This is a genomic window from Bradyrhizobium sp. AUGA SZCCT0105 (assembly GCF_018129565.1).
GTDB lineage: Bacteria > Pseudomonadota > Alphaproteobacteria > Rhizobiales > Xanthobacteraceae > Bradyrhizobium.
The window spans coordinates 1-20,234 of record NZ_JAFCMK010000019.1; the positions used below are offsets into that span (position 1 = coordinate 1).

Here is a 20,234-nt window from a genome sequence, read left to right on the forward strand (position 1 = left end):
CGGCCGCACCCGCACGGCCCGAACCGCCCGCCGCGCGCCCGGCTCCGCCTCCGCCGGCAGCCGCGCCCGTGCGGCCCGAGCCACCCGCCGCGAAGCCGGCACCATCGCCAGCACCGGCACGGCCGGAGCCGCCCGCGGCTGCACCAGCGAAGCCGACCCCGCCACCGCCGGCGGCAGCGCCCGCACATCCCACGCCGACCCCACCGCCGCCGGCGGCAGCACCGCAGCGGCCGGGCACGCCACCGCCCGGCGCAGGACCCGCGCACGCGCCGCCGACCCCAGCACCAAGTGCCACTCCTGCAGCACCGGCTGCCGCTCCGGCAGCGCGCCCAGGCACGCCGGCTGCGACGCCGACGCCAGCCGCACCGGCGGCTCCGGGAGCTGCAACACCGGCGCCGGCCGAGCGCCGGCCTGGTGATCGTCCGGGTGGCGAACGTCCTGGCGGCGCCAAGCAACCGCCGGGCACGCCGCCCGGTGCGACGTCGCCGGCAACGCCCACGCCATCGACAACGACAACGCCTCCCGCAGCAGGCGGACAGCCGCCCGCACGGCCTGGCACGCCCGGCACCCCACCCGCCGTGACGCCTCCCGGCGCGACGCCGACGCCACCGGCGCCGGGTCAGCAGGGACGTCCTGCCACACCGCCCGGAACTCCAGCGACCCCAGGCGCCGCAATGGGCGCTCCCGGCGCGACACCGGCTCCGGGTCAGCCGGGACGCCCGGGCACTCCGCCGGCCGCTGGTGCTGCGCCCGCAGTGCCGTCGGCCCAAGGAGCGGCCATGGGCGCGCCAGCGGCACGTCCGGCCGGCCCCTCGGCACCGGGTGTCGTCCCCGGCTCGGCGGCCGCAACGCCCCCGCCCGACAAGGCGCAATACGCCCCGCCGACGGTCTCGTCCGCGTTCCGGGCCGCGCCAACGGTCACGGCGCCGCTTCCGCCGGCTCCGCGACGTGACAACGTCTCGCCGCTCGCGATCGGTGCCGCCGTCGGCGTCGGCGTGGTGGCCGGTGCGATCATCGGCGGGACCATCGCCGACCTGCACAACCAGCGGCAGGAAGTCGTCGAAGACGGCCGCACCATCTACACCGAGCCGGACCGCATCATCATCCGCGATCCGGGTGGTCAGGCCTATGTGCGCGGCGACGACGTCTATCGCTTCCGCTATGGCGCGCGCGACATTCGCACCGAGACGATCGGCGGCGAGACTCGCACCATCGTGGTTCGTCCCGACGGCAGCGAGATCATCACCGTGGTCGGTCCCGATGGCCAGATGCTGCGCCGGATCCGCAGGGATCCCGGTGGCCGCGAGCTCGTCATCATCGACAACAGCTATCGCGATCCGGGCGCGGTCGGCGGCTTCTATGTCGACCTGCCTCCGCCGGTGGTCCGCATCCCCTATGATCGCTACATCGTCGAGTCCGACAGCGCGGCGCCGGACGTGATCTACGACACCATGGAGGCACCGCCGGTGGATCGGATCGCGCGACGCTATTCGCTCGACGAAATCCGCTACAGCCCGAACGTCCGCATGCTGATGCCGTCGATCGACGTCAACAGCATCAACTTCGACTCCGGCTCCTGGCAGATCCCGCCGGATCAGGCGGCGAAGCTGCAGGCGATCGCCGACGGCCTCAACCGGGCCATCCAGCGCAATCCGCGCGAGGTGTTCCTGATCGAAGGCCACACGGATGCGACCGGCAACGACACCGACAATCTGTCGCTGTCCGATCGCCGTGCGCAGTCCGCCGCCGAGCTGCTGACGCAGCAATTCGGCGTGCCGGCGGAAAACCTGACCTCGCAGGGTTACGGCTCGCAATACCTGAAGGAGCAGACCGACGGACCGAGCCGTATCAACCGGCGCGTCACCGTCCGCCGCATCACCCCGCTGCTCAACGGCGGCACCGCCTCCGCAGCGCCGCCGCGCTGAACCGGCGCGAGATCACGATACGAAATGGCCGGGAGCGATCCCGGCCATTTTTGTTTGATGAAAGCATGCTGCCAGCCACGCAATCGTTCTGCCCCCTCTCCCGCTTGGGGGGGGTGGGGGTCTCTCCACAAGTCACATCGTGGAAGCAGCCCCCACCCGGATTGCATCTTCGATGCAATCCGACCTCCCCCGCAAGCGGGAGAGGTGCAGCAAGTATTCTGTCGCGTCGTTCGTCACTTCCCCGCCCCCAGCCCCAACGCGTCGACCATCACGCGAAACACCTCGGTGTTGTCCATCGCGCCGTGCACGCGCTCGCTGCCCGGCCCGGTCGCGGTGAGGATGACATCCTCGCCGGAATGCACGCTGGCGCCGATCATCGCCGGCAGATTGCCGAAGCGCAGCACGACGCCGGGAACGTCCTTGTATTTGTCGTTGGCCTTGAAGGTGTCGGGCTGATCGCCCTTCACGCTCGGCTCGTTCGGATCGTCGAGCTTCGGCCGGAACGTCTCGTAATGATCCGGCAGGCTGGCCGAGAAGATCGCGAGCCGCCGGCTGACATCGACGCGTGACGGATAGCCCTCGGCATCCGGCGCCGGGTAATTCGGGAAGCCGGCCTTGTCATAGACGCCGACGCGCTCGCGCAGCGGCACGTTCGGTGTCGCGGCCATGTCGTCATTGATGGTGCCGACCAGGCTGTTCGGATGGTTGTGGTCGGCCAGCACGAGGATCAGCGTGTCGTCGTTGCGCGCCTTGGCCCAGTCCTTTGCCAGCCGCACCGCATTGTCGAGCATGATGGTGTCGTAGACCGCGCGCTCCATGTCGAGCAGATGGGCGTATTTGTCGATCAGGCCGGACTCGACCATCAGGAAGAAGCCGGCATCGTGCTTCGACAGAACCGTGAGCGCCGCCTGGACCTGCTCGGTCAGGTCGGGCTGCTCGGGAAATTTCCTGACGCCGCCGCCCTTGAGGAACTTGCGGTCGAGCGCGCCGTCCATGTTGCCGGTGGCGAACAGGCCGAGCAATTGCCGCGTCTCCGGCCGTGCGGTGAGCGCATTCAACTCGCTGGCAGTGGTCGCAACCGGATAACCGGCGTCGCGGAAACGCGCGAGATAGTCGATGTCGTCCTTGCGTTTCGATCCCGCGGCGGATTGCGGCAGGAAGTTCGCGGCGCCGCCGCCCATCAGCACGTCGGGCTTCGCATCGAAATATTGCGCGACGATCGCATCATAAGCGGCGCGGCGGCGGGTATGCGCGACCATCGCAGCCGGCGTCGCGTCCTCGATTTCGGTATTGGTGACGATGCCGACGGCGAGCCCGGACCGGCGCTTGGCAAGACTCGCAATGGTCTCGACCCTGGGATCGTCGAGCGGATCTGGCGTGCGATCGGCATAGACGCCGAGCGCATTGACCGCGGCCTTGTGGCCGGTGGCGTAAGCGCTCGCGGCATTCGCCGAGTCGGTGATGATCGAATCCGAGCCTGCGGTCGCCACCAACGCCATGTGCGGCATGTCGTCGATGGCGAGCTTGCCGCGGCTCTTGCCTTCCGCGATTCCCTTGGAGAGGATTCTGGCGGCGACGCGATGCGCCGGCGACATCCCATCGCCAATGAACAGGATCACGTTCTTCGCCTTGCGCGGCCCGGTGTCGTAGACGGTCCAGGTCACCGTGCGGCTCTGCGTGCCGTCGCTGGCTTCGACCGTGACCATACCGGGCCAAGCGAGCGAGACATCGCGCAGCAACAACGCCGACTGGTCCCGGCCCGCCTCGCGCGCGATGAATGTACCGCTCTGGCCGAACACTGCGGCATAGTCGGCGCCGTTCAGCGTCACCTTCAGCCGGGCCTGATCGACCACGCCGGGAAATTCGACCTTGAAGTCGAATTTGGCGCCGACGAGGATCTCGGCGCGATCGATCGGATAGATGGTCTGGGCGAGCGCCGACGCCGCCGACAACACCAGCGTGACGGCCACGCCGGCCAGTGACTTGATCATGATCGATGCTCCGCCCCTTGCGCACAATGCGCGCCGGGGCGGAGGCTAGTTGCGGCGGATGACGCCGCAATGAGGCGGCGCCGGGACGTATTGCCGCAAGGGGGTCAGCGCGCCATCTGCTGCGGATCGTAGAAGAAGCGCTCCTCGACCAGCTCCTCGCCGCGCCAGGTCTGCCAGGCAACCTCCTCCATGCTGCGGACCTTGCCGTCCTTGCCGGTGAATTCGAAGCGCCAGCAGATCGCCGAATGATCGCCGTCGAGCAGCAGCGGCCCGAGCCGCGTGGTCTTCACACTGGTGACCGCGGCCAGCACCGCCGCCTCACGCGCCGCCAGCGCCTCGCGGCCGACGCGCCATTCGCCGTCGTTCTCCTGGGTGCGGGCATCGGCGGTATAGAAGTTCCTGATCGCACCGACATGGTCGTTGGATTCGACCGTATCAGCGAAGGCTTGCAGCGTCTTGAGTGAGGGCATCGGGCAATCTCCATTTACCGACTAGCGGTCGGCATTTATCGACTGATAGTCGGTAAGTCAACTGGCGCCGATCCGGAACCTGGGCTAGACATTCGCCATGGCAACCCAGGCCGAACGGCGCGAGAAGACCAGAGCCGCGATCGTCAAGGCGGCGCGGCGCATTTTTGGCGAGCGCGGCTTTGCGGCGGCGACGATGGATGACATCGCCAGCGGGGCGCGCGTCGCCAAGGGCGCGGTCTATCATCACTTCGCGACCAAGGAGGCGGTGTTCGAGGCGGTGTTCGACCAGGTCTCGATGGACCTCGTCGCCGATCTCGACCGCATCTCGCGCGCCGAGAACGATCCGCTCGCGGCGATGGCGGCGGGAACGCAGGGCTATTTCGCGGCGTGCTCAAAAGGCCCGACCGGCCAGATCATCTTGCGCGATGGCCCGGCCGTGCTCGGCTGGGAACGCTGGCGCGAGATCGACGCCAAGCATTTCGGCGGCAAGTTTCCGCGCGCGCTGACGGCCGCGATGGATGCCGGCGTGATCGCCAAGCAGCCGGTCGAGCCCCTGGCGCGGCTGCTGCTCGGCGCGGTGACGGAAGCCGCGGTCGCGGTCTCCGCGGGGCCCGACATCGGCAAGACCGGCACGGATTACGCGCGCGCGTTCCGTTCGCTGCTCGATGCGCTCAGGGCGAAATGAAATTGTACAGCAGCTTGCGCTACAAGCTCATAGTCCCGTCATCCTGAGGCGCGAGCTCTTGCGAGCCTCGAAGGATGAATCGGCCACCAGCCGGGCCGCGCATCCTTCGAGGCTCGCTCCGCTCGCACCTCAGGATGACGGAGATGGATTGCCTCTTTGTCGAGTTGCGAACGAGCTCGCCGAGGGCGGACCCGTTCGCCTGCCCGGGACGACACCGAGTTTTTGGCGACCTCAATCCTTGTCGTTCTCGAGCTGAAAAATCTGCGAGCCTTCGCCGCTCGAGAGCAGGCCGGTCTTGTTGTACAGCCCGAGCTTGGCGCGGGTATCGGCGATGTCCAGGTTGCGCATCGTCAGCTGGCCGATGCGGTCGGCCGGCGAGAAGGCGGCGTCCTCGACCTTCTCCATGCTGAGGCGCTCCGGCGCATAGGTCAGGTTCGGACTCTCGGTGTTCAGGATCGAGTAGTCGTTGCCGCGGCGCAGCTCGAGCGTCACCTCGCCGGTGACGGCGCGCGCCACCCAGCGCTGCGCGGTCTCGCGCAGCATCAAGGCCTGCGAGTCGAACCAGCGGCCCTGATACAGCAGGCGGCCGAGCCGCATGCCGCTGATGCGATACTGCTCGATCGTATCCTCGTTGTGGATCCCGGTGACCAGCCGCTCATAGGCGATGTGGAGCAACGCCATGCCAGGCGCCTCGTAGATGCCGCGGCTCTTGGCCTCGATGATGCGGTTCTCGATCTGGTCGCTCATGCCGAGGCCATGGCGGCCACCGATCGCGTTGGCCTCGAGGAACAGCGCGACCGGATCGGCGAACGTCTTGCCGTTCAGCGCGACCGGCTGGCCTTCCTCGAAGCGCACCACGACCTTCTCAGGCTTGACGTCGCAATCGGCGCGCCAGAACGGCACGCCCATGATCGGATTGACGATGGTGATGCCGCTCGCAAGGCTCTCGAGATCCTTGGCCTCATGGGTCGCGCCGAGCAAATTGCTGTCGGTCGAATACGCCTTCTCGGCGCTCATCTTGTAGGCGAAGCCCTGCGCGGTCATGAACGCCGACATCTCGGCGCGGCCGCCGAGCTCGTCGATGAATTGCTGGTCGAGCCAGGGCTTATAGATGCGCAGGCTCGGGTTGGTCAGCAGGCCGTAGCGGTAGAAGCGCTCGATGTCGTTGCCCTTGAAGGTCGAGCCGTCGCCCCAGATGTTGACGCCGTCCTCCTGCATCGCCGCGACCAGCATCGTGCCGGTCACCGCGCGTCCGAGCGGCGTGGTGTTGAAATAAGTGATGCCGCCGGTCGAGATGTGGAAGGCGCCGGACTGGATCGCGGCGATGCCCTCATGCACCAGCTGGGTGCGGCAATCGACCAGGCGGGCCTTCTCGGCGCCGAAATCCATCGCCTTGCGCGGGATCGCGTCGTAATCGGCCTCGTCGGGCTGCCCGAGATTGGCGGTGTAGGCGAAGACCTTGGCGCCCTTCAGCTTCATCCAGAGCAACGCCGCTGACGTGTCGAGCCCGCCCGAGAACGCGATGCCGACTTTCTCGCCGGTGGGCAGGCTTTTCAGAATCGTACTCATGGGACGGTCCAATCGGTCGAAATCGATGAGGTTTCTGGGGTGGCGATATCAAATTTCGGAAGGCGGAGCACGCCTTTAATCAGGCTTCCGTACCGCCGGGCTCGGCCTTGCCGTCCCGGCGCCAGCGCTGCATCAGGCGGTAACCGGGCATTGCCAGCCGTGTCAGCGCGGCATCGACCTGGGCGTCGGTCAGCCGGGTCGCGGCCCAGCGGTAGATCAGCGCATAGAACAGCCAGACGGTGAAGAACGACACCAGGCCCGCAATCGCCACATCGGTGAAGAAGTGCCCGCCAAAGGCCATTCGAAGCCCGCTGGTGACGATGCCAAACACGGTTGCCCCGGCAAAGGCCAGCGGCCGCCAGGCGGGCGGCGTCAGCGCCGCCGGCGCATAGGTCCAGAATGCGGTGGCGCCCTCGCCGGAGAAGAACGAGCAGTTGCGCGGGCAGCCGCCGCGCGGGTCCCACCACGGCATGAATTGCAAATCGCCGCCGAACTGCGTCACGAACACCGGCCGCGGCCGGCCCCAATAATTCTTGAAGGTGAGGTTGGTGAGCACGCCGGCCGAGAGCAGCATCGTGGTGAGCAGGAACACCGCGGCGCGGCCGGACATCAGCATCGGCCGATCCGGCCGGATGAATTTCCAGACGATGGTCACGATCGCCGGCAGCACCAGCGCCCAGGCGATCCACATCGCCGCGTCGCGCGCGAATGACGCCACCGCGTCGAGCTTCAGCGGGAAGGTGTTCTGCGCGGCATCGTAGAACAGCGCCGCCAGCTTCAGGTCAAGCTCGGGATAGATCCCGAACACGAGGCCAATGATGAGCGCGAGCGCCAGCGCGATGAAAAGTCCGGTCCGGTTCATGGCGCGCGGTTTAGCCGAGGCGATGGGGCATGGGAAGTGTGGGTTATCGTCGTCCTGAGGTGCGAGCTCTTGCGAGCCTCGAAGGACGTGATCTTGCTGCGGCCCATCCTTCGAGACGCCGTGCTGCGCACGGCTCCTCAGGATGACGGCGGTGTTTGCGGCCGCGATTGCGACGGCAAGGGCGGGGGCGGTGGCAAGCGGCGCGGCGGCTCGCGCCAGGCGCCGGCGCTGCGGCCGGCGATCAGCCAGTAGACCAGGCCGGCGACGATGCCGGCGCCGGTCATGATCTCCATGTGACGGCGCACGATGCCGTGGAACTGCATCATGTCAGGATCGAACGGAACGAGGCCGAGATAGCAGGCCGCGCCGACGATGGCGCCGCCGACGGCATAGGCCAGCACGCTCCTGATGAAAAGGGCCTCGGTGATCAGCACCACGATCAGCGCGGGCAAGAATGCAAAGCCTGATATGAAGATGAAGCCGAAGCCGAGCACGACGTTGACAGCGCTCTGGTCGATCTGCCCGCCGAAATCGCTGATCTCGGGATACAGCACCGCAACGACCACGATGATCCCGGCCACGAAGCAGGCCATCAGGAAGCCGAAGGCGACGACGAACAGGCGGCCGATCAGGGCCATGCTATAGACTCCCCGTCATTGCGAGGAGCGAAGCGACGAAGCAATCCATCCTTCAGCAAGCTCGGACATGGGTTGCTTCGCTTTGCTCGCAATGACGACGTGGAGAGCGTTGTCGATCACAGCACTCAATCCGTCATCGCCATCGCGCGCAGCGCCTGGCGCTCGCGGGCGGAGAGCTTTTCGGTCTCCGATTTGAGCTGACCGCAGGCGGCGAGGATGTCGCGGCCGCGCGGCGTGCGCACCGGCGAGGAATAGCCGGCGTTGAAGATGTATTCGGAGAACTTTTCGATCTGCTCCCAGTCCGAGCATTCGTAGGCGGTGCCCGGCCACGGATTGAACGGGATCAGGTTGATCTTGGCCGGAATGCCCTTGAGCAGCTTCACCAGGAGCTTGGCGTCGTCGAGCGAATCGTTGACGCCCTTGAGCATCACATATTCGAAGGTGATGCGCCGCGCGTTCGACGCGCCGGGATAGTCGCGGCAGGCCTGCAGCAATTCCTTGATCGGATATTTGCGGTTCAGCGGCACCAGCTCGTTGCGCAGCTCGTCGCGCACCGCATGCAGCGAGATCGCGAGCATCACGCCGATCTCGTCACCGGTGCGCTGGATGTTTGGCACCACGCCCGAGGTCGACAGCGTGATACGGCGACGGGAAATGCCGATGCCTTCATTGTCGCCGACGATCAACAGCGCATCGCGCACCGCGTCGAAATTATAGAGCGGCTCGCCCATCCCCATCATCACGATGTTGGTGACGCGCCGCGTGCCGTCCTCGCGGTCGGCCCAGTCGTTGAGCCGGTCGCGCGCCACCATCACCTGGCCGACGATCTCGCCGGCGGTGAGGTTGCGCACCAGCCGCTGCGTGCCAGTGTGGCAGAACGAGCAGTTCAGCGTGCAGCCGACCTGCGAGGAAACGCACAGCGTGCCGCGGTCGGTCTCGGGGATGTAGACGCACTCGACCTCGTGCGGCCGCTCGACCTTGTCGCCGCTCGGCAGCCGCAGCAGCCATTTGCGGGTGCCGTCGTTGGAGATCTGCTCGGCGACCACTTCGGGGCGGTCGACGGTAAAATGCTTCTCGAGCTCGGCGCGCATGTCCTTCGAGACGTTGGTCATCTCGCCGAAGTTCTTGGCGCCGCGGAAATACATCCAGTTCCAGAGCTGCTGGGTGCGCATCTTGCGCTGCGCGGGCGCCACCCCGATTTCGCCGAGGCGATCGGCGATCTCGGCGCGCGACAGCCCGATCAGCGACGGCTTGGCCGGCGGGACATAGGTCTCGAGCGGAACCTTTTCGACCAGCGCGCTGGCGCCGGACACGGCATGGGTGGTCACGGTGTCGGTCATGAAACCTCAAATAGGCCTTCCAGCCGGTGCTGGAAAGCCGCCAAATACCTCAATTTTGTCCCTCAGAGCCGGTCTTAACGCCGGCAGTCCTGCCCCAGCCGGTCGAGCGCCTGCGCCAGGCCCTTCAGCGAGAAGCTGTCGATCGTCTCGGTGCCCTTCGCCGAGACAGCTTTTACCGTCAGATCGGCCGATTTGCGCATGGCTTCCACCATCCGCTCCTCCTCGGCCGCATTCTTGATCCAGAGGCCGTCGCCCTGGGTGTACATCGCATAGGTCCCGCCGCCGACCTGGAGCGTCGATTCCGAGCCCGGCTTCACGGTGTAGCCGATCATGATCGAGACTTCGTTGACGACCTTCTCGGCCGGGCGGGTCGAGATGAAGGCATAGGCCGGATCGCGCGGCCGGTTCGGCGGGTTGGTCTTCGACGACGACGGCTTGGCGAGCGCAAAGCACACCTTCTTGCCGTTGGGCGATGCGGTGTAGGCGCCCCAGGTGCCGAATTGGCCGATCAGCGTCGGCTCCGCGCCGCCAGCGGCAGCCGCGGCGGCCGAAGGCGCCGGCTTGGCCGCTTCTTTCGCCGCATCTTTCTTGGGCGCAGCCTGCGCCGGCGCGAGGGAGACGATCCCGCACACGACACAAACAGCCAGTGATGTCAGAATCTGCCGCACGGCCAACTGGTTCCCCCATCATTGTGACTGGAAGATGGCCCGGCGATTCCCCTCCGCCGGCTCGGATGGATAACCGGGAAACGCTTTCTTGGGAAGGCAGTTGGGCCCGGACACGCGCGCCGGCCACAGCCGCACGCGCGTCCGTTGATTCTCAGTTCTTGCTCAGCGCTTGTTGTCGCGCATCAGCGCTTGATCAGCTCTTGGTCACCCCTTGGCGCGCGCCGCGCGCTGGCTCTCCCACTGCGCATCGGTCCATTGCAACAGGTCCTCGGCACCGGAACTGCGCAAATGGGCGCCGCCGTCCTGCACCACCATCTCGCCATTGATGTAGCCGGCCTGATCCGAGATCAGGAAGGCCGCGAGATTGGCAAGCTCGGAATGCTCGCCGGCGCGGCCGAGCGGATTGCGCTGCGACCAGGTCTCGCCGCGCGCTTCGGGACGCAACTGCCCGGTCGCGCCTGGCGTCGGGAACGCGCCGGGCGCGATCGCCACGGTGCGGATGCCTTTCGGGCCCCACTCGACGGCAAGGCTCTTGGTCATCGCCAGCACCGCGGTCTTGGCCATCGACGACGGCACTGTGAAGGCACGGCCGGTGATTGTGGAGGTCGAGAGGATCGAGAGCACCACGCCCTTATGCTTGCCTTCGATCCAGCGCCGGCCGGCGGCGAGCGTGCAGTACATCGTGCCATGCAGCGTGGGCGCGAGGATCGCGTCCGCGGCACGGAATGACAAATGTTCGCTCTGCGCAATAAAGGTTGCGGCAGCATTGTTGACGAGAACGTCGATCGGCGCCTCCTGCCAGACCTGATCCATCATCGCCTCGACCGCGGCGCCGTCGCGGATATCGCAGCGCGCGGTCGACACCTTGGCACCGAGCTCGCTGCGGAATTTGCCTGCGGTTTCCTCCAGCAGCCCCTCGCGACGCCCGCAGATGATCAGTTCGGCACCGAGTTCGGCAAAGCGAGCGCCCATCGCCGCGCCAAGACCGGAGCCGCCGCCGGTGATCAGGATGCGCTTTTTCGCTAGCAGGCCTTTTTCAAACATAGTTTGATCCCTCCGCACTGTATTGTCGCTCCGCCGCAAATCCGGCATGAAGCTTGTAGTCCAAGATCTTGCAGCTCTTTCTGCGTCCGAAACTCAGGTGTGTCCATGAAAGCCATCCTCTGCTCGCAATACTGTCAACCCGACGATCTCGTGCTGGCTGACGTGCCCGATCCGGTTGCGGGTCCCGGCGAAGCCGTGATCGCGATCAAGGCGGCGGCGCTGAATTTCTTCGACATCCTGATGATCCAGGGCAAGTACCAGATCAAGCCGCCGTTCCCGTTCTCGCCGGCCGCCGAAGTCGCCGGCGTGATCGAGAGCGTGGGCGCGGGCGTCACTGACCTGAAGGTCGGCGACCGCGTCGTTGCGTCATGTGGCCACAACGGCGCGCGCGACAAGATCGCGCTGCCGGCGAATACGATCGTGAAGATTCCCGACAATCTCGATTACGACCGCGCCGCCGGCATCATCATCATCTACGGCACCGCGCTGCACGCACTCGAAGATCGCGCGAGCCCGAAGCCGGGCGAAACGCTCGCGGTGCTGGGCGCCGCCGGTGGCACCGGCCTTGCCGCGTGCGAGCTCGGCAGGTTGATGGGTCTGAAGGTGATTGCCTGCGCATCGTCGGACGAGAAGCTCGCATTCGCCAAGCAGCACGGCGCCGAGCTGACGCTGAACTACGCCAAGGAAGATCTGAAAGAAGGCCTGCGCAAGCTGACCAACGGCAAGGGCGCCGACATCGTGTTCGATCCGGTCGGCGGCTCCTATGCCGAGGCCGCATTGCGCTCGACCGCATGGGAAGGCCGCTTCCTGGTGATCGGCTTTGCCGCCGGCGACATCCCGAAGATTCCGCTCAACCTCGCGCTGCTCAAGGGCTGCGACATCCGCGGCGTGTTCTGGGGCGCGTGGGCGCGGCTGAATCCGGAGAAGAACCGCAAGAACCTCGAGAAGCTCGTGCAGTGGACCGCGGAAGGCAAGATCTCCTCGCATGTCGACCGCACCTTCCCGCTGTCGCAGACCGCGGAAGCCTTGAAGGTGCTCGCCGGCCGCAAGGCGATGGGCAAGGTGATCCTGCATCCGGGAAGCTGACGACAGACGGCCGCGCACTCTCACCGTCACCCCGGCGCAACGGCTTGTCGTTGCGCCGCGCGCGCAATCGTGAGCAAACCTGTGAACTTTCTCCGAATTTGCGCGCGTTGCCGCAATCAAACCCAAATTTCTCCCGATTCGCAGCGACCGGGGCCGCTTTTTGGGCCCAATCGCAAGGCGATTAAGAGTTCGTAACGGGCGCTCAGGGACCCCAACAAAAACAACAACCAGACACCAGAGATGCCCGATTGTTGCGTCATAGTATCGGGGAAGCATCATCATGGTGGGGAATCCAACACGCGTTCAGGGCAGCGATCCGCCACGCGACGCGATCAACGCGCATATCAACGATCCCGAATTTGCACCTTATCGCTACCGGCGACCACATCGGGCAGCGATCGACATCGGCGCGGACGAACCCGCTCCGCTTTTTCTTTCAAGCCAAATCGATGACGCGGATTGGCACGGGCGCGCCACGATTCCACGTTCGCGCCTTCGCACCGGCCTGCTGACAATTTCGGCCGGCGCACTTGTCGCGGCTGCGGCGGTCGGGCTGTGGTCCATCGGCAGCGTGCGCGACGCGGTCCTGAGCGCCAAGGCCGCGCTGGTCGGCGTCTCGCCGATCGAGGCCCGCGCAGAAATCGCGGAAGCGGTTCGCGCCGTGACCACCGAGGTGTCGCCCGCCACTGCAACCCCGCCGTCGCGCGCGCAGATTGCGGCCGCCTATCAGGAAGCGATCAAGAGCGAAGTCGTTGCGCGCGAAACGCCCGCGGCTGCGCCGATCGAGCCACCACCACCGGTGGCGCCACCGGCAAGACGCCTCGATCCGGATGACATCGCAGGCCTCCTGAAGCGGGCCAACAGCCTGCTTGCGATCGGCGACATCGTATCGGCGCGGCTGCTGCTCGAGCGGGCCGCGGATGCGCAGGACGCGGACGCAGCGCTGCTGCTGGCGCGCACCTACGATCCCGACGTGCTGGGGACCCTGGACAAGCGGAGCATCACGCCCGATCCGGATGCGGCGCGCTTCTGGTATCGCAAGGCTGCCGAACTCGGCTCGCAGCCCGCACAGCAACGCCTCGCGCAATTGCAAAACTAGGCTCATCTCGAGGGACACATGCGACGCTTGTTTGGATTGGTACTTTTCACAGGCATGATGATTTGGGGCCTGGCGGCACGGGCCGAGCAGGCCGAATTCGACCCGGCCAAGGTCAGCGACAGCCTGAAGGCGATCTTTCAGTTCGGCTCGGTCAGCACCAAGCAGAGCCTCAACGCCAACACGGTCACGCTGATCTCCGGCACGATCGGCGGCACCTATGTTCAGTTCGGCGCCGATCTCGCCTCCGTGCTCGACGATGGCAACAAGTTGCGCATTCTGCCGATCGTCGGGCGCGGCTCGGTGCAGAGCGTCGCCGACATCCTGTTTCTGCAGGGTGTCGATCTCGGCATCGTTCGGTCTGACACGCTCGAATATCTCGAGCGGAAGGGCATTGCGAAAGATATCAAGAAGCAATTCACCTACGTGACCAAGCTCTACAACGAAGAGATGCATGTGATCGCGTCGAAATCGATCGGCAATCTCAGGGACCTTGAGGGCAAGACTGTCAGCGTCGACCTTCCCAATGGCGGCACCTTCGTGACCGCGCTGACCGTGTTCGAGCGGCTCGGAATGAAGCCGAAGGTTGTCTATGTCGAGCAGCGCATCGCGCTGGAGAAACTGAAGGCCGGCGAAATCGACGCCGTGATCGTGTGTGGCGGCAAGCCTTACAAGTCCGTGAGCGGCTTCAAGGACGATCGGTTCCACCTGGTGACGGTCAACTACGAGAAGCCGTTGCAGGGCGACTATCTGCCCGCGAGCCTGTCGGCCAAGGACTATCCCAACCTGATTTCGGGCGAGGAGCGCGTCGACACGATCGCCGTTCCTGCCGTGCTTGCGGCCTACAACTGGGCGCCGAACACGGAGCGCTACCACAAGCTGGCTAATTTCGTGGATGCGTTCTTCACAAAATTTCCGACGTTCCAGAATCCGCCGTTCCATCCGAAGTGGCGGGAGGTCTCCCTGTCGGCACCGCTGCCGGGTTGGCAACGCCTGCCGGTGGCCCAGCAATGGCTCGACCGCCATGGCGTCGAAGCCGTCTCGCGCAGCCGTTTCGATGAATTCCTGAAGCAGAGCCCAGCGGCCGCACGTCTGCAGAGCGACGCGGATAAGGAGGCGCTGTTCAAACAGTTCCAGGCGTGGGACGCGGAAAAAAATACGCGTTCTCAACTGCGCACCGGCGAGAAACGGTAGCCCCCCGGAACCCGGATGGAGCGCAGCCTGACCCGGGGCCTCGTGCGTGAGCTGACGCTCTCACCCAGGATTACGCTGCGCTCCATCCGGGCTACGCCTCCAACCTCCGCTTGAAAAGGGGAGGTCGCTTTGCTCGCAGAGCAAAGCGGGTGGGGATCTGCCCTCTCCGCAGATACAGCGTCGCCTGCGGCTGACCCCCATCCCGACCTTCCCCCTGTCAGGGGGAAGGAGAAGAGAGAGCGAAAGTCACTCTACGCCTGCGGTGCTGCCTCTTCCGGCACTCCGCGCTTCAGCGCGGCGCGCGCGGCTTCGCGATGCTCCGAGGTGATGTGGCTTGCCACCATGCGGATCGCGGTTGCGAGCACGGCGGCATCGTCGGTGAAACCGAGCACCGGCAGCATGTCCGGGATGAAGTCGAACGGCAGGATGAAATAGGCGATCGCGCCGAGCAGCGCGGCCTGGACATGGCGCGGCGTCTGCCGGTCGAAGGCGCAGTAATAGGCGGCCAGCAGATCCTCGGCGAACGGCAGCCGCGCCACCACTTTCTTGAACTTGATCCAGAAGCGGCGGCGCACGCTTTCCGGGTCCTGCGCCAGCCGGTCGGCAGGCCCGAATCCCGCGCCGGTATCGGTCGATGGCATCGCGAGGTTCCCTTTGGCGCCGCGCGACGGATCGGCGGCGGACGATGCGAATCTGGGGATGTCAGCCAACCGGCGCAAGGTTGCGCGCAGCCGGGTCAATTGACCCCGAACTGCCTCGCGATCGCGTTCATGGCCTTGGCGAGGTCGATATCGCGCTTGGTCACCCCGCCGACATCGTGGGTCGCCAGCACGACCTCGACCGTCTTGTAGACGTTCTTCCATTCGGGGTGATGGTCGCTCTTCTCGGCGACCAAAGCGGCGCGCGCCATGAAGCCGAAGGCCTCGTTGAAGTCCTTGAACACGAAGGTCTTTGCGATCGCCTCCCGTCCGGCCAGCTCCGACCAGCCGGCCAGTTCCCAAAGCGCGGCCTTCCTTGCTTCCGCTGACAGCCTTTCGACCATGGCAACCCTCCCGTTTGACGCCGACCTTAGCCTAACAACCGGCCTCCGGGTGGGATCCATGCCGAAAATAAGGCCGAAATAGCGTCCTATCGCCGCTGGTAACCATGACGGAGATGTAACATCTGTGGCTCCAGGAATTTGCTACAAATGCCTGATGTGTGCGCGTTGATAGTTTTGCGAGATTGAGCCCCGACGATTGTTTGCGAGATCGATGACAGACGGCTCCGCCAGCATATCGCCCAAGCCGCTGCGCTCTGCAAAGCGACGGCTGATGTTCGTCTTGATCGCGGGCGCGCTCGCCATCATCGGCGCGACGATCGCCGGCTATTATTTCGCGGTGCGTCCGGTGACGCTGCGGATCGCGGTCGGCCCGGCAAGCAGCGATGACCTCAGGGTCGTGCAGGCACTGGCGCAGGCCTTCAACAACCAGCAGCACACCCAGGTCAAGCTCCGCCCGGTGCAGACCGACGGCGCCAGCGCCAGCGCGCAGACACTGGCCGACGGCAAGGCCGATCTCGCCATCATCCGCGGCGATCTCGAGGTACCGAAGAATGCACAGGCGGTCGCGGTCCTGCGCAAGAATGTCGTGGTGATGTGGGTGCCGCCCGCAGCCAAGGGCAAGGGCCGCAAGGCCGCAAAGATCACCAAGATCGCGCAGCTTGGCGGCCGCAAGATCGGCGTCGTCGGCCGCACGCCTGCCAACGTCAATCTGCTGAAGCTGATCCTGCAGCAATACGGCGTCGACCCGATGAAGGTCGAGATCGTGCAATTCCCGGCCAATGAAGCGGTCGAGGCCATCAAGAATCTGAAGGCCGACGCCTATCTTGCCGTCGGTCCGGCCAACAGCAAGCTCACGATCGATGCGATCACGGCGTCGACCAAAGACGGCGGCGAGCCCACCTTCCTGCCGATCGATGCGTCCGAGGCGATCGCGCAGAACCATCCGGCCTATGAGGCCGCGGAAATTCCCGCCGGCTCGCTCGGCTCGGCCGACCGGCCCGACGACGAGGTGAAGACGATCAGCTTCTCGCACCATATCGTCGCGCGAAAGGGCCTGTCGGACGCGACGGTCGCGGCCTTCACCCGGCAATTGTTTGCGATCCGGCAGTCGCTCAAGAACGATTTCCCGCTCGCCGCCAAGATCGAGACGCCCGACACCGACAAGGACGCCACCATTCCGGTGCATCCCGGCGCGGCCGCCTTCGTCGACGGCGAGGAAAAGACCTTCCTCGACCGCTACAGCGATTACATCTGGTGGAGCCTGATGGCGTTCTCGGCGATGGGCTCGGCCGGTGCATGGTTCGCCGGCTATCTCAAGCAGGACGAGCGCAACACCAACACCTCGCAGCGCGAGCGCCTGCTGGAGATGCTGAAGGCCGCGCGGCAGAGCGATTCGACCGATGAGCTCGACCAACTGCAGGCGGAGGCCGACGACATCCTGCGCCACACGCTCGACTGTTTCGAGCATGGCGCCATCGAGGAGGGCACGCTCACCGCGTTCAACATCGCGCTCGAGCAGTTCCACAACGCCGTCGCCGACCGCAAGGCGCTGCTGCTCAGCATGCCGCAGAATTTGCAGCGGACTGCGAGCCAGTTCAGGGCCGCGGGCACGGCGTAGAGCCGCCACCACTCTATCCGCGAACTCTCTTCGCCTCTCCCGCTTGCGGGGGAGGCCGACGCGCGCAGCGCGGCGGGTGGGGGCTCTCCCCGCGATACGACTCGTGGAGAGAGCCCCCACCCCGCCCTCCCCCGCAAGCGGGAGAGGGAGCCTGGGGCAGGTGCTCCCCTCACGATCTCTGCTGCTCAGACATTCCCGCCCTCCATCCCCCTGTAATCTCTCCGTCATGGAATTTTTCTAGGTCTGTGCTGGCCCGCGGCGCATTGTCGCTGTGACCTGAGGAGGCTCCCCATGACGATCCGGTTCTCGCGAAATCTGACCCGCCGACGCTTTCTCTCCACGGCTGCTGCGGCCGGCGCCGGCGTGATCGCGATGCCTTATCTGTCGCGCGCGGCCGATCGCCCCGTGATCACCCATGGCGTGCAGTCCGGCGATGTCGGCGTCGACGGCGGCGTGGTGTGGGCGCGCGCTGACCGTCCCTCGCAGATGATGGTCGAGGTCGCGACGTCAGACTCGTTCAAGAATGCCCGTGCGCTGCCGCCGATCACGGCGCTGCCGGAAAGCGACTTCACCGCCAAGATGCTGCTGGAGAACCTGCCGTCCGGCCAGGACATCTTCTACCGCGTCCGCTTCCGCGACCTCGCCCATATCGACGTTGTCGGCGAGCCCGTGGTCGGCCGCTTCCGCACCGCGCCGAGTGACCGCCGCGACGTCTCCTTCGTGTGGGGCGGCGACGTCGCCGGCCAGGGCTGGGGCATCAATCCCGACGACGGCGGCATGATCACCTTCGCCGCGATGAAGAAGCATGCCCCGGACTTCTTCCTGCATTCCGGCGACACCATCTATGCCGACGGCGTCATCACCGCCGAGCAGAAGCAGCCCGACGGCAAGATCTGGAAGAACATCACGATCCCGGAGAAGGCCAAGGTCGCCGAGACGCTCGACGAATACCGCGCCGCGCACAAGTACAATTTCCTCGACACCAATCTGCGCGCCTTCAATGCCGAGGTGCCGATCTTCGTGCAGTGGGACGATCACGAGGTGACCAACAACTGGTCGCTGTCGAAGCAGCTGCCGGCCGCCTACAAGGAGCGCGACATCAACGTGCTCGCGGCGCGCGCGGCAAAAGCCTTCCACGAGATGTATCCGATGCGCGAAAGCATCGTCGAGCCGGGCCGGGTCTATCGCACGCTGAGCTACGGCCCGCATCTCGACGTGTTCATGCTCGACGAGCGCAGCTATCGCGGCCCCAACGGTCCGAACCTGCAGGAGACCTACGGCCCCGATGCCTATTTCATCGGGCCGGACCAGATGGCCTGGCTGAAGCGCGCGCTGCTCAACTCGCGCGCCACCTGGAAGGTGATCGCCTCCGACATGCCGCTGTCGCTGATCGTCTATGACGATGCCGCCAACAAGAAGGGCTCGGAAGCCTTCGCGCAGGGCGACGGACCGGCGCGCGGCCGCGAGCTCGAGATCGCCGACATCCTGCGCTTCATCAAGACGGCCGGCATCGCCAACACGGTGTGGTTGACTGCCGACGTGCACTATGCGGCTGCGCACTACTACAACCCGAACAAGGCCCAGTTCCAGGAGTTCGATCCGTTCTGGGAATTCGTCTCCGGCCCGCTGCACGCTGGCACGTTCGGTCCGAACGAGCTCGACAACACGTTTGGCCCCGAGGTGAAGTTCGTCAAGGCGCCGGGCGAAGCCAACCAGAACCTGCCGCCGTCGGCCGGCATGCAGTTCTTCGGCCACGTCAAGATCGACGGCAGGAGCGGACAGATGACGGTCAGCCTGCGCGACCGCGTCGACGCCGAGCTGTGGGCCATCACGCTCGATCCGAAGCCGGTGTAATCAGGTCGCAGCCGCGACGGAACCGGCCTCTCTGTGCTGAACGCCCTTGCTCCAAGGCAGGGGCGTCGCGATTGACGGGGGATGGACCTCGCCGGCCTCTTCCGGTACCGATATCAGAGCCGTTATGCTGGGGGCCCGGAGGGGCGGAGCATGAGGCGCTGCGAATTGATTCGCGTGCTCGGTGGCATCGTCGTGGGGCTTCGGCCGCACCGCTTGCTTGTCGTCGCGATCGCTATGTTCGCGCTGCTGCCGATTGAAGTCAGCGATGCCGGCTGGCTGCCTGATCTCTTCAAGAGCTCATCGAAGCACCCCAAAGCGCCAAAGCGCGCGAAATCGGCAAAGCCGGCCAGATTGGCAAGGCACCACGCGCCGTCAAAGCCACGCGCCACGCGGCTTGCCGCCCTTGGGCCGGTCGCCCTGCCGCCTTCCGTTCCCAAGTCGGCCGCAGCGAAATGCGATCCCTCGACATTGCGGATCGTGCTCGATGTCGGACATACCGCTGAATCGGAAGGCGCGATCAGCGCGCGCAATGTCGCCGAGTTCACCTTCAACCTGCGCCTTGCGCGGCTGATCGAGGAGAAGCTGAAGGCCGACGGCTTTGCCGAAACCAGGCTGCTGCTGACCGAAGGCAAAGCGAGACCCAGCCTGTTCAGGCGGGTCGCCGCCGCCAACAATCTGCACGCGGATCTCCTGCTGTCGATCCATCATGATTCCGTACCCAACAAGATGCTCGAGGACTGGGAGTTCGAGGGAAAGAAGCGCCATTTCAGCGATCGCTTCAGCGGCTACTCGGTGTTCGTCTCCCGCAACAATCCGGACTTCAAGACCAGCCTGCTGTTCGCCGAGCTGGTCGCCAGGGAAATGAAGGCCGAGGGGCTGCAATATGCCGAGCAATACAGCCAGCCCGTCATGGGCCACGACCAGCATCCCCTGCTGAACAAGGACACCGGCGTCTACAGTTACGATAAGCTCATCGTGCTGCGCAGGACCGCGATGCCCGCCGTCCTGCTGGAGGCGGGCTCGATCATCAACCGGGATGAGGAACTCAAGATGGACTCGCCCGAGCGCCGCAACGCGATCAGCAGCGGCGTCGCGTCTGCCGTCAAGGAATTCTGCGAGCCGCGATGGGCGCTCCTCGGCCCGCTCTGACCG

General features: G+C 65.7%; 18 protein-coding genes and 1 pseudogene. 8 read left to right on the plus strand and 11 right to left on the minus strand.

Going from position 1 to position 20,234, the window contains the following annotated elements; all coding sequences use genetic code 11:
- A pseudogene (locus JQ573_RS40845) lies at positions 1-675 on the minus strand (hypothetical protein); the annotation flags it as partial.
- 104 nt (positions 676-779) lie between these two features.
- Here JQ573_RS40845 and JQ573_RS40850 point away from each other — a divergent pair.
- Complete coding sequence (locus JQ573_RS40850) at positions 780-1,925, plus strand: OmpA family protein (RefSeq protein ID WP_312011753.1); 1,146 nt, start codon at positions 780-782, stop codon at positions 1,923-1,925.
- A 233-nt stretch (positions 1,926-2,158) separates the two neighbouring features.
- On the opposite strand, the gene JQ573_RS38990 is transcribed toward JQ573_RS40850, so the two are convergent.
- Both JQ573_RS38990 and JQ573_RS38995 read right to left on the minus strand, forming a co-directional pair.
- Positions 2,159-3,916, minus strand: a complete 1,758-nt coding sequence (locus JQ573_RS38990; RefSeq protein ID WP_212320099.1) for an alkaline phosphatase — start codon at positions 3,914-3,916, stop codon at positions 2,159-2,161.
- 104 nt (positions 3,917-4,020) lie between these two features.
- A complete protein-coding gene (locus JQ573_RS38995; protein WP_212320101.1) occupies positions 4,021-4,386 on the minus strand; it encodes a nuclear transport factor 2 family protein in 366 nt (121 codons plus the stop codon).
- A 97-nt stretch (positions 4,387-4,483) separates the two neighbouring features.
- Between JQ573_RS38995 and JQ573_RS39000 the strand changes: the two genes are divergently transcribed.
- Complete coding sequence (locus JQ573_RS39000) at positions 4,484-5,071, plus strand: TetR/AcrR family transcriptional regulator (protein WP_212320103.1); 588 nt, start codon at positions 4,484-4,486, stop codon at positions 5,069-5,071.
- A gap of 231 nt (positions 5,072-5,302) precedes the next feature.
- Here JQ573_RS39000 and argG read toward each other — a convergent pair whose 3' ends face one another.
- The 6 genes from argG to JQ573_RS39030 form a co-directional block, all read right to left on the minus strand.
- On the minus strand, positions 5,303-6,640 hold the full coding sequence (gene argG, locus JQ573_RS39005; protein WP_212320105.1) for an argininosuccinate synthase: 1,338 nt from the start codon (positions 6,638-6,640) through the stop codon (positions 5,303-5,305).
- 79 nt (positions 6,641-6,719) lie between these two features.
- Entirely contained in the window at positions 6,720-7,502 is a 783-nt protein-coding gene (locus JQ573_RS39010; RefSeq protein ID WP_212320107.1) for a phosphatase PAP2 family protein, read from the minus strand.
- A gap of 137 nt (positions 7,503-7,639) precedes the next feature.
- Positions 7,640-8,140, minus strand: coding sequence for a hypothetical protein (locus tag JQ573_RS39015; RefSeq protein ID WP_212320109.1), 501 nt, complete (start codon positions 8,138-8,140; stop codon positions 7,640-7,642).
- A 125-nt stretch (positions 8,141-8,265) separates the two neighbouring features.
- Complete coding sequence (gene rlmN, locus JQ573_RS39020; protein ID WP_212320111.1) at positions 8,266-9,480, minus strand: 23S rRNA (adenine(2503)-C(2))-methyltransferase RlmN; 1,215 nt, start codon at positions 9,478-9,480, stop codon at positions 8,266-8,268.
- 74 nt (positions 9,481-9,554) lie between these two features.
- On the minus strand, positions 9,555-10,112 hold the full coding sequence (locus tag JQ573_RS39025) for an invasion associated locus B family protein (RefSeq protein WP_229166970.1): 558 nt from the start codon (positions 10,110-10,112) through the stop codon (positions 9,555-9,557).
- Between the two features lie 240 nt (positions 10,113-10,352).
- Complete coding sequence (locus tag JQ573_RS39030; RefSeq protein ID WP_092121333.1) at positions 10,353-11,192, minus strand: SDR family oxidoreductase; 840 nt, start codon at positions 11,190-11,192, stop codon at positions 10,353-10,355.
- Positions 11,193-11,297: 105 nt separating this feature from the next.
- Here JQ573_RS39030 and JQ573_RS39035 point away from each other — a divergent pair, with 105 nt between their 5' ends.
- From JQ573_RS39035 to JQ573_RS39045, 3 genes are all read left to right on the plus strand, one after another.
- Entirely contained in the window at positions 11,298-12,278 is a 981-nt protein-coding gene (locus tag JQ573_RS39035) for an NADPH:quinone oxidoreductase family protein (RefSeq protein WP_212320115.1), read from the plus strand.
- 280 nt (positions 12,279-12,558) lie between these two features.
- Complete coding sequence (locus JQ573_RS39040; protein WP_212320117.1) at positions 12,559-13,377, plus strand: hypothetical protein; 819 nt, start codon at positions 12,559-12,561, stop codon at positions 13,375-13,377.
- Between the two features lie 18 nt (positions 13,378-13,395).
- Positions 13,396-14,568, plus strand: a complete 1,173-nt coding sequence (locus JQ573_RS39045) for a TAXI family TRAP transporter solute-binding subunit (protein WP_409334712.1) — start codon at positions 13,396-13,398, stop codon at positions 14,566-14,568.
- Between the two features lie 251 nt (positions 14,569-14,819).
- On the opposite strand, the gene JQ573_RS39050 is transcribed toward JQ573_RS39045, so the two are convergent.
- Together JQ573_RS39050 and JQ573_RS39055 are read right to left on the minus strand one after the other, a co-directional pair.
- Positions 14,820-15,209, minus strand: coding sequence for a YkvA family protein (locus tag JQ573_RS39050; RefSeq protein WP_212320119.1), 390 nt, complete (start codon positions 15,207-15,209; stop codon positions 14,820-14,822).
- A 95-nt stretch (positions 15,210-15,304) separates the two neighbouring features.
- The gene (locus JQ573_RS39055) at positions 15,305-15,610 is read right to left on the minus strand and encodes a 4a-hydroxytetrahydrobiopterin dehydratase (protein WP_092121323.1); all 306 of its coding nucleotides are present in this window, start codon (positions 15,608-15,610) and stop codon (positions 15,305-15,307) included.
- A gap of 211 nt (positions 15,611-15,821) precedes the next feature.
- Here JQ573_RS39055 and JQ573_RS39060 point away from each other — a divergent pair, with 211 nt between their 5' ends.
- The 3 genes from JQ573_RS39060 (at position 15,822) to JQ573_RS39070 (ending at position 20,231) form a co-directional block, all read left to right on the plus strand.
- Positions 15,822-17,228 carry a TAXI family TRAP transporter solute-binding subunit gene (locus JQ573_RS39060; RefSeq protein WP_249132762.1) on the plus strand — a complete coding sequence of 469 codons (1,407 nt, stop codon included), beginning with the start codon at positions 15,822-15,824 and terminating at the stop codon, positions 17,226-17,228.
- 291 nt (positions 17,229-17,519) lie between these two features.
- Positions 17,520-19,082, plus strand: coding sequence for an alkaline phosphatase (locus JQ573_RS39065; RefSeq protein WP_212320121.1), 1,563 nt, complete (start codon positions 17,520-17,522; stop codon positions 19,080-19,082).
- Positions 19,083-19,232: 150 nt separating this feature from the next.
- The gene (locus JQ573_RS39070; protein WP_249132763.1) at positions 19,233-20,231 is read left to right on the plus strand and encodes an N-acetylmuramoyl-L-alanine amidase; all 999 of its coding nucleotides are present in this window, start codon (positions 19,233-19,235) and stop codon (positions 20,229-20,231) included.
- Positions 20,232-20,234: the final 3 nt, after the last annotated feature.

Excerpts from the sequence above, each read along its gene's own strand:
- JQ573_RS39050 (WP_212320119.1), bottom strand. The coding sequence starts at position 15,209 with ATGCCATCGACCGATACCGGCGCGGGATTCGGGCCTGCCGACCGGCTG.
- JQ573_RS40850 (WP_312011753.1), top strand. The coding sequence starts at position 780 with ATGGGCGCGCCAGCGGCACGTCCGGCCGGCCCCTCGGCACCGGGTGTC.
- JQ573_RS39035 (WP_212320115.1), top strand. The coding sequence starts at position 11,298 with ATGAAAGCCATCCTCTGCTCGCAATACTGTCAACCCGACGATCTCGTG.
- JQ573_RS39040 (WP_212320117.1), top strand. The coding sequence starts at position 12,559 with ATGGTGGGGAATCCAACACGCGTTCAGGGCAGCGATCCGCCACGCGAC.
- JQ573_RS38990 (WP_212320099.1), bottom strand. The coding sequence starts at position 3,916 with ATGATCAAGTCACTGGCCGGCGTGGCCGTCACGCTGGTGTTGTCGGCG.
- JQ573_RS39010 (WP_212320107.1), bottom strand. The coding sequence starts at position 7,502 with ATGAACCGGACCGGACTTTTCATCGCGCTGGCGCTCGCGCTCATCATT.
- JQ573_RS39070 (WP_249132763.1), top strand. The coding sequence starts at position 19,233 with ATGAGGCGCTGCGAATTGATTCGCGTGCTCGGTGGCATCGTCGTGGGG.
- argG (WP_212320105.1), bottom strand. The coding sequence starts at position 6,640 with ATGAGTACGATTCTGAAAAGCCTGCCCACCGGCGAGAAAGTCGGCATC.
- JQ573_RS39060 (WP_249132762.1), top strand. The coding sequence starts at position 15,822 with ATGACAGACGGCTCCGCCAGCATATCGCCCAAGCCGCTGCGCTCTGCA.
- JQ573_RS39030 (WP_092121333.1), bottom strand. The coding sequence starts at position 11,192 with ATGTTTGAAAAAGGCCTGCTAGCGAAAAAGCGCATCCTGATCACCGGC.
- JQ573_RS39000 (WP_212320103.1), top strand. The coding sequence starts at position 4,484 with ATGGCAACCCAGGCCGAACGGCGCGAGAAGACCAGAGCCGCGATCGTC.
- JQ573_RS39055 (WP_092121323.1), bottom strand. The coding sequence starts at position 15,610 with ATGGTCGAAAGGCTGTCAGCGGAAGCAAGGAAGGCCGCGCTTTGGGAA.
- JQ573_RS39045 (WP_409334712.1), top strand. The coding sequence starts at position 13,396 with ATGCGACGCTTGTTTGGATTGGTACTTTTCACAGGCATGATGATTTGG.
- JQ573_RS39015 (WP_212320109.1), bottom strand. The coding sequence starts at position 8,140 with ATGGCCCTGATCGGCCGCCTGTTCGTCGTCGCCTTCGGCTTCCTGATG.
- JQ573_RS38995 (WP_212320101.1), bottom strand. The coding sequence starts at position 4,386 with ATGCCCTCACTCAAGACGCTGCAAGCCTTCGCTGATACGGTCGAATCC.
- JQ573_RS39065 (WP_212320121.1), top strand. The coding sequence starts at position 17,520 with ATGACGATCCGGTTCTCGCGAAATCTGACCCGCCGACGCTTTCTCTCC.
- rlmN (WP_212320111.1), bottom strand. The coding sequence starts at position 9,480 with ATGACCGACACCGTGACCACCCATGCCGTGTCCGGCGCCAGCGCGCTG.